Annotated in this window: 6 protein-coding genes and 2 pseudogenes; all 8 read right to left on the reverse strand. The window is 59.4% G+C overall.

The window, feature by feature from the left end:
• Window positions 1-103: pseudogene (locus ACIQY3_RS06970) on the reverse strand (NADH-quinone oxidoreductase subunit A); the annotation flags it as partial.
• A 617-nt stretch (window positions 104-720) separates the two neighbouring features.
• A pseudogene (aceA, locus tag ACIQY3_RS06975) lies at window positions 721-2,027 on the reverse strand (isocitrate lyase).
• A 500-nt stretch (window positions 2,028-2,527) separates the two neighbouring features.
• A complete protein-coding gene (locus tag ACIQY3_RS06980) occupies window positions 2,528-3,289 on the reverse strand; it encodes a secretin N-terminal domain-containing protein (protein ID WP_403018139.1) in 762 nt (253 codons plus the stop codon).
• A 229-nt stretch (window positions 3,290-3,518) separates the two neighbouring features.
• On the reverse strand, window positions 3,519-3,944 hold the full coding sequence (locus ACIQY3_RS06985) for a GNAT family N-acetyltransferase (protein WP_054053668.1): 426 nt from the start codon (window positions 3,942-3,944) through the stop codon (window positions 3,519-3,521).
• Complete coding sequence (locus tag ACIQY3_RS06990) at window positions 3,937-5,106, reverse strand: JmjC domain-containing protein (RefSeq protein ID WP_403018141.1); 1,170 nt, start codon at window positions 5,104-5,106, stop codon at window positions 3,937-3,939. The genes ACIQY3_RS06985 and ACIQY3_RS06990 overlap by 8 nt, the downstream gene beginning before the upstream one ends.
• 86 nt (window positions 5,107-5,192) lie before the next feature.
• Window positions 5,193-6,563, reverse strand: coding sequence for an adenylosuccinate lyase (gene purB / locus ACIQY3_RS06995; protein ID WP_090185637.1), 1,371 nt, complete (start codon window positions 6,561-6,563; stop codon window positions 5,193-5,195).
• 127 nt (window positions 6,564-6,690) lie between these two features.
• A complete protein-coding gene (hflD, locus tag ACIQY3_RS07000) occupies window positions 6,691-7,314 on the reverse strand; it encodes a high frequency lysogenization protein HflD (RefSeq protein ID WP_054053662.1) in 624 nt (207 codons plus the stop codon).
• On the reverse strand, window positions 7,311-8,078 hold a 768-nt coding region (gene mnmA, locus ACIQY3_RS07005), incomplete at its 5' end, for a tRNA 2-thiouridine(34) synthase MnmA (protein WP_403018142.1). The genes mnmA and hflD, both read right to left, overlap by 4 nt.

Below are 8,078 nucleotides of genomic sequence, written 5' to 3' on the forward strand. Positions count from 1 at the left end.
GGAGGCTGGAGACGCCAAGCATGAAGGCACAGAGGCCGACAACGCCCAGAAGGAAAATGGCAAAGCCCCAGTTGTGGGCCATGAGTCCTGTCGCTTCGGGCATGCTGGTAATCCTTAACAGAGAGCAAAGGTCTCTGAGCTTGAAAAGAAACAAAGCAGTGACGATATGTCGCAGCAATCAATCGCGGTGATTTTATGGCACAACACCGTGCAAGTAAAATTCCTATAGCGAAATTATTTATAGGAATAAGGACATAGCACACCTCCAAAGCCCTGTAGCCCATGCCGCGCGGGCATTAGCAGGCTTTTCATCAATTATGTTTTGTAGGGAATGTAACGAACATAGTTGCCGATAAATGATAATCAATATTGTTTGGCTTGGTTTTTAAACTGTTTAACGGGTGAGTGGTTGGGAAGTTGTCTTATATAGCCGTTACTGCAAGTAGCAGCCGGGGTCGTTTTAGCGCATTTTTTTGATCGTTGGGCCGCTCTGGATCAATGCTTTGCCTCATCTGTGGGAGCGGGCTTGCTCGCGAAAGCGGCGGCACATCCGACATTGATATGACTGACATGCAGCCTTCGCGAGCAAGCCCGCTCCCACAGGGTTTTTGCGGTGGCGGGTAAATCCCGGGCAAAAAAACGCCCCGAACCAGTCGGGGCGTCAGATGTGCGACGTTGCGGTTAGCTTTTTATTCGGTCCGCAACGGCCGTTTGCTCAGATCAGTGAAACTGTTCTTCTTCAGTCGAACCGGTCAGCGCGGTTACCGAAGACGAGCCACCTTGAATCACAGTGGTCATGTCGTCGAAGTAGCCGGTGCCCACTTCCTGCTGGTGAGCCACGAAGGTGTAACCCTTGGCAGCGTCAGCGAACTCTTGCTCTTGCAGCTTCACGTAGGCAGTCATGTCGTTGCGGGCGTAGTCGTGTGCCACATGTTGTGAATGCCGGCCAGGGTGATGAACTGGTGCTTGTAACCCATGGCGGACAGTTCGCGCTGGAACTTGGCGATGGTCGCGTCGTCCAGGTTTTTCTTCCAGTTGAAGGAAGGCGAGCAGTTGTACGACAGCAGTTGGTCCGGGTATTCCTTTTTGATCGCTTCAGCGAAGCGACGAGCCTCGTCCAGATCCGGCTTGGCGGTTTCGCACCAGATCAGGTCGGCGTACGGCGCGTAGGCCAGGCCGCGAGCGATGGCCTGGTCGAGACCGGCGCGCACTTTGTAGAAACCTTCCTGGGTGCGTTCACCAGTGACGAACGGCTGGTCGTACGGGTCGCAATCCGAAGTCAGCAGGTCAGCGGCGTTCGCGTCGGTACGGGCCAGGATGATGGTCGGTGTACCGGCAACGTCAGCAGCCAGGCGAGCAGCGGTCAGCTTCTGTACGGCTTCCTGGGTTGGAACCAGTACCTTGCCGCCCATGTGGCCGCATTTTTTCACGGAAGCCAGTTGGTCTTCGAAGTGAACGCCGGCGGCGCCTGCTTCGATCATGCTTTTCATCAGCTCGTAAGCGTTCAGTACGCCGCCGAAACCGGCTTCAGCGTCAGCCACGATTGGCGCGAAGTAGTCGATGTAGCCTTCGTCGCCCGGACCTTTACCGGCTTTCCACTGGATCTGGTCGGCACGACGGAACGAGTTGTTGATGCGCTTGACCACGGTTGGAACCGAGTCCACCGGGTACAGCGACTGGTCCGGGTACATCGATTCGGCGGAGTTGTTGTCCGCAGCAACCTGCCAGCCCGACAGGTAGATCGCCTGGATACCGGCTTTGACTTGTTGAACAGCCTGGCCGCCGGTCAGGGCGCCCATGCAGTTGACGAAATCTTTCTCAGGACGGAAGGACGGCTTGGCACCCTGGGTCACCAGGTTCCACAGCTTCTCGGCGCCCAGTTTTGCAAAGGTGTGCTCAGGTTGAACCGAGCCGCGCAGGCGGACGACGTCAGCAGCGGAGTAAGCGCGTGTCACGCCTTTCCAGCGTGGGTTTTCAGCCCAATCTTTTTCGAGGGCTGCAATTTGCTGTTCGCGTGTCAGTGCCATGGAGATAAACCTCGTCGCATAGGTCTTGGGTGGAAAATTCCTGCTCCTGCCGGTTACACCTATCAAGGAGGCGTAAAAGGCTGCTCGCTGACCAGAAGCTTAGGTGGTCAAGTCGGATTTGGCGGGGATGGCGACGGGATGAACGATGGGCTCGAGGGGAAGTGAGCAGGTAAGGGCGGACTGGCGAGCGCATTCGGGCGTCGTGGGCCTTGGTACGAACTTCAGTGTGGTGCCGGGTTTACCTAATTACGCTTCCGTCCCTCGGGACAACTTCGTTCCAGTCGGCAACCTCGTCAAACACACCTTGTGGGCGGTACAGACACGAATCGGCTTGCGGGGTAGATGCAGGCGGCGACTCGAAGGCCCTTGCCAGGGCCCCTGATTAGCGGGAGCGAGGCCATCATGCCTTTGCTTTTTTGGCTCGTCAAACGTTTTGTAGTGCTTTTTTTCAAGCACTACATCTTTAGTCTAATACGACTCATCAGTCAGTTTTTGGTGCTTTAGTCCAGGGTGTCGACTTTCACGCGCAAGGTCATGTCATCCCGGCCCTGAGTAGAGTAGCTGCGGGTTACGCCCTGTTTATCGGCCTGAGTCTGGCGATTCACGCCGGCCAGGGTGATCCACTCGCCCAGGCGTCCCGTGACAGTTGTGTCGGTACTTTGCACATTCACTACATCGGGACGTTCCTGGCTCATGCGGTCACGATTGGTGCTGATCGCCAAGTGAACGATGTCGCCGGTAACGCTGGCGGTGACGTAGAACCCCTGGGTGACGTTGCGATACTCGGTCTGGCTTTGCAGGCGGCCGTAAGTGTCGGTTTGCGTGCTGGTCAGCGGCACGCTTTGGCCAACCTGGATCAGCGCCGGTGCACCTTCACTGGCCTGCACTTGCTGGATGCCGCCGTCACGGCTGTCGGTGCTGCGATTGATGATGCGCGTCTGGCTGGGCTTGGCGCCGTTCACCGAATAACCCTGGTCACCCTGAAAGTTGTTTTCGTTGGTGTCGACGGTGATCAGCAGGCGCTTGGCGGCCACGTCGAGTTGGCTGATCAAGGCCTTAAGTTCGTCGATCTTGCGTTGATCCGCATTGACGATCAGTTGATTGCCATAGGCGCTGACCTGGCCGTCCTTGCCGACGAAGTTCTGCGCCACTGGCAGCATGTCAGCGCTGGTGCGGTAATTCAGGGGCACGATCTCGGTGGCCGCCATGACCGAAAAACTGCAGGTCAGCAGCAGCGTAGTGAGCAGGGTGCGTAGGGACATGTCCGTTATCTCCGCTTTCGAAAGGCTTGATATTGCCAGTTTGTCGGCCTGGGGTGGGGCAAGTTGAATCGTAGACAGCAAAACGCCCCAGCATCGGTTGATGGCGGGGCGTGATCGTCCCCACGCTCTGCGTGGGAATGCAGCCAGTGACGCTCTGCGTCACCTGCCGCGATGGGACGCAGAGCGTCCCGAGAGGCATTCCCACGCAGAGCGTGGGAACGATCGGGTACTAAGCCGAGTGCCGCACCATATCCACATGCGGAATCCCTGCTTCCAGGAACTCCTCACTGACCAGGCTGAAGCCCAAACGCTCATAGAACGCCGTGGCCTGCACCTGGGCGCTCAGCATCTGTTGCTTGAGCCCACGCTTCTCGGCTTCGCCGATCACCGCTTGCATCAGCGCATCGCCGACTTTCAAACCACGCCAGTCCTTGAGCACCGACACCCGACCGATGTGACCATCGGGCAGCAGGCGGGCGGTGCCAATCGGAAAGTCGCCTTCGAAAGCGAGGAAATGCACCGCTGTCGCGTCATCGGCATCCCATTCCAGTTCAGGTGGAACGGATTGCTCGGCGATGAACACCGTCTCACGAATGCGCCGGATCTCGGCGATATCCTTTTGCCAGTCTGCGACACGAACGTGGATTTTATTCATCAGCGAACCCCAGGCTGCCTTGCTTGACCAGCTCGCACAGCAGCCCGCGGCCGTCTTCGTCGTTCAGCCACTCACCGAGGTTATCGGTGTGCAGGGCGTCGGCGGCGCAGATCAACTTCAGCAACTCGCGCAGTTTGCCCGGCAGGTAACGGCTCTGGCCGCTGGCGAACAGCAGCAGGTCGTCATCGACTTCGGACCAGGCCATGCGCGCGCTCGGGTTGCGGATCAGCACGGCGCCTTGTTCCAGGCTGGCGATGAAGTCTTCTTCTTCGACGTCTTCCGGGCCGGCCACCAGTTCCGGGTAGCGCGGCTCGGTCATGAACTGGCCGAACCAGGTCAGCAGCAGGCGTTCGTCGCTCATGTGCTCGGCCAGCAAGGCTTTCAGGCGATCAAGGGCGTCGTGCTGAATCTGGTGCGGATCGACCGCAGGCAGGGCATCGGCATCGGTGTAGCGCTCTTCGTCGGTCAGGAACTGGCTGAGGAAGTCGGTGAAGTGGGTCAGCACTTCAGCGGCGCTCGGCGCGCGGAAACCAACGGAATAGGTCATGCAATCATCAATCGCGACGCCACAGTGGGCCAGGCGTGGCGGCAGATAAAGCATGTCACCCGGCTCCAGAACCCACTCGTCGGTGGCTTCGAAGTCGGCGAGGATGCGCAAGTCCGCGTGTTGCAGCAGCTTGCTCTCGGAGTCGCACATCTGGCCGATTTTCCAGTTGCGCTTGCCGTGGCCTTGCAGCAGGAACACATCGTAGTTATCGAAGTGCGGACCCACGCTGCCACCCGGAGCGGCGAAGCTGATCATCACGTCGTCGATGCGCCAGCTCGGCAGGAAGCGGAATTGCTCCAGCAACTCGCTGACTTCCGGCACGAACTGGTCGACCGCTTGAACCAGCAGGGTCCACTCGGTTTCCGGCAATTTGCTGAATTCGTCTTCGGCGAACGGGCCACGACGCAATTCCCAGGGGCGCTCGCCGTGCTCGATGATCAGGCGCGATTCAACTTCTTCTTCCAGCGCCAGGCCGGCCAGTTCGTCGGGATCGATCGGGCTTTCGAAATCAGGGATCGCCTGGCGGATCAGCAGCGGTTTTTTCTGCCAGTAGTCACGCAGGAATTCGCGCGCCGTGATGCCGCCCAGAAGTTGAAGAGGAATGTCAGGATTCATGTGTAACCTATTGAAAAAATGCACTTTTCAGACGGGAATAAAAACGCCCGGCGCTGCCGGGCGTCTCAAAAGGGTAAAGCGTTCGATCAGATGCGCTTGGCTTGCTCTACAGCGTTGCCGATGTAGTTCGCAGGGGTGAGCAATTTCAGCTCGGCCTTGGCGGCGGCTGGCATGTCCAGGCCGTCGATGAAAGTTTGCAGCGCTTCAGGGCTGATGCCCTTGCCGCGGGTCAACTCTTTCAGTTTTTCGTACGGGTTTTCGATGTTGTAGCGGCGCATCACGGTCTGGATCGGCTCGGCCAGGACTTCCCAGCAAGCGTCCAGGTCAGCGGCGATTTTCTGCGCGTTGAGCTCCAGTTTGCTGATGCCTTTGAGGCTGGCTTCGTACGCGATCACGCTGTGGGCGAAGCCGACACCGAGATTACGCAATACGGTGGAGTCGGTCAGGTCGCGCTGCCAGCGGGAAATCGGCAGTTTGCTCGCCAGGTGCTGGAACAGTGCGTTGGCGATGCCCAGGTTGCCTTCGGAGTTTTCGAAGTCGATCGGGTTGACCTTGTGCGGCATGGTCGACGAACCGATTTCGCCAGCGATGGTGCGCTGTTTGAAATAACCCAGGGAGATGTAGCCCCAGATGTCGCGGTCGAAGTCGATCAGGATGGTGTTGAAGCGCGCGATCGCGTCAAACAGCTCGGCGATGTAGTCGTGCGGTTCGATCTGCGTGGTGTACGGGTTGAAACCCAGGCCCAGCTCGTCTTCGATGAAGGCGCGGGCATTTTCTTCCCAGTCGATTTCCGGGTAGGCCGACAGGTGAGCGTTGTAGTTGCCCACGGCGCCGTTGATCTTGCCGAGCAGTGGAACGGCAGCGACCTGAGCGATTTGACGCTCCAGACGGTAAACCACGTTCGCCAGTTCTTTGCCCAGGGTGGTCGGCGAAGCCGGCTGACCGTGGGTGCGCGACAGCATCGGCACGTCAGCGAAACGGATCGCCAGTTCGCGGATGGCTTCGGCGGTCTGACGCATCAGTGGCAGCATTACATCATCACGGCCTTCGCGCAGCATCAGGGCGTGGGACAGGTTGTTGATGTCCTCGCTGGTGCAGGCAAAGTGGATGAATTCGCTGACCTTGGCCAGTTCCGGCAGCTTGGCCGCTTGCTCTTTGAGCAAGTATTCGATGGCTTTGACGTCGTGGTTGGTGGTGCGCTCGATCTCTTTGACACGCTCGGCGTGCTCCAGAGCGAAGTTGTCCGCCAGGGTGTTCAGCACCGCGTTGGCTTCGGCGGAGAACGCCGGCACTTCGCTGATGCCTGGGTGAGCGGCCAGACGCTGGAGCCAGCGCACTTCAACCAGAACGCGAGCACGGATCAAACCGTATTCGCTGAAAATTGGGCGCAGGGCCTGGGTTTTGCCGGCGTAGCGGCCGTCAACAGGGGAAACCGCAGTGAGCGAAGAGAGCTGCATGGGGTGTTCTCGGACAGTCGGGCAACGAAATGGGGCGCGTATCATACATGAAAAAATCCGCCGGTCCGTTGCCAACTGACCAGCGTATTACGCGTTACTGACTACAAAGCGGTGTTGCGGGCGCGGTTCAGCTGCTGCGCATCAGCGGGTAAAGCTCTTTCAGCAACTTGCGGCGACTGATCACCAACTGCCAGCGATGACCGCCCAACTGCCGCCACAGGCGCGCCGAACGAATCCCGGCCAGCAACAGGGCGCGGATCTTCGAGGCGTTGCTCGGTTGCTGCAGGTTGCGCATGTCGCCGTGGACCTGAATCCGTTGGCGCAACGTACTCAGGGTGTCCTGGTACAGCGCGCCGCAGGCCGCGATCACGTTTTCGTGGGCCGGGCCGAAGTGCTCGACCTGGGATTGAATCTGCGGCAGACGCTTGCCGATCACGCCGAGCATGTCGTCGCGCTTGGCCAGTTGCCGCTCAAGGCCAAGCATCGCCAAGGCATAGCGCAGCGGTTCGCGCTGCAAGGTGCTCGGGTCGCGTTCCAGGGCGCCGATCAATGCGCGATAACCTTCGCGCAGATTGATGTCGTCGCCGCCGTAGACTTCCAGGGTGTCCTTGGGGTCGCGGATCAGCAGGCTACCGAGCATGCAGGTCAGGCCGGCTTCGCTGGTCTGGCCGCTCTTGGCGATCTTGTCCACCAGCACCGCAGCGAGAAACACGCCGCCCAGCGCCGTCAGTTGCTCTTGAGTCGGGCTCATTGTGGCGCGCCTTGAGGAGTGCCTTTGCTGGTCCAGGGTTCGGCCACTTCGATCACGCCGCCGCCGAGGCAGATTTCGCCGTCATAGAACACCACGGATTGGCCCGGAGTGACCGCGCGTTGCGGGTCATCGAAGGTTGCGCGGTAGCCGGTGGCGGTTTTTTCCAGTGTGCACGGCTGGTCGCTTTGGCGATAACGGACTTTGGCGGTCAACCGGCGTGGTTCGCTCAGATCAACCGGGTTGACCCAATAGATGTCCGAGGCGAGCAGGGCGCGGGAGAACAGATACGGGTGGTCATTGCCCTGGCCAACGATCAGCTCGTTGTGTTCCAGGTCCTTGATCAGCACGTACCAAGGCTCGTCACCGGCGTCTTTCAAGCCGCCGATGCCCAGGCCCTGGCGCTGGCCGATGGTGTGGTACATCAAGCCGTGGTGGCGGCCGATGACTTCGCCTTCGGTGGTCTTGATCTCGCCTGGCTGCGCCGGCAGGTATTGCTTGAGGAAGTCGCTGAAGCGGCGTTCGCCGATAAAGCAGATCCCGGTGGAATCCTTTTTCTTCGCGGTGGCCAGTTCGTGCTTCTCGGCAATCGCGCGCACTTCCGGTTTTTCCAGCTCGCCGACCGGGAACAGGGTCTTGGCGATCTGTTCACCGCCTACGGCGTGCAGGAAGTAGCTCTGGTCCTTGTTCGGGTCCAGGCCCTTGAGCAGTTCGGTACGGCCATCGATGTCGCGGCGGCGCACGTAGTGGCCGGTGGCGATCAGGTC

The sequence above is a fragment of the Pseudomonas sp. NPDC096950 genome, assembly GCF_044762525.1.
Lineage (GTDB): Bacteria > Pseudomonadota > Gammaproteobacteria > Pseudomonadales > Pseudomonadaceae > Aquipseudomonas.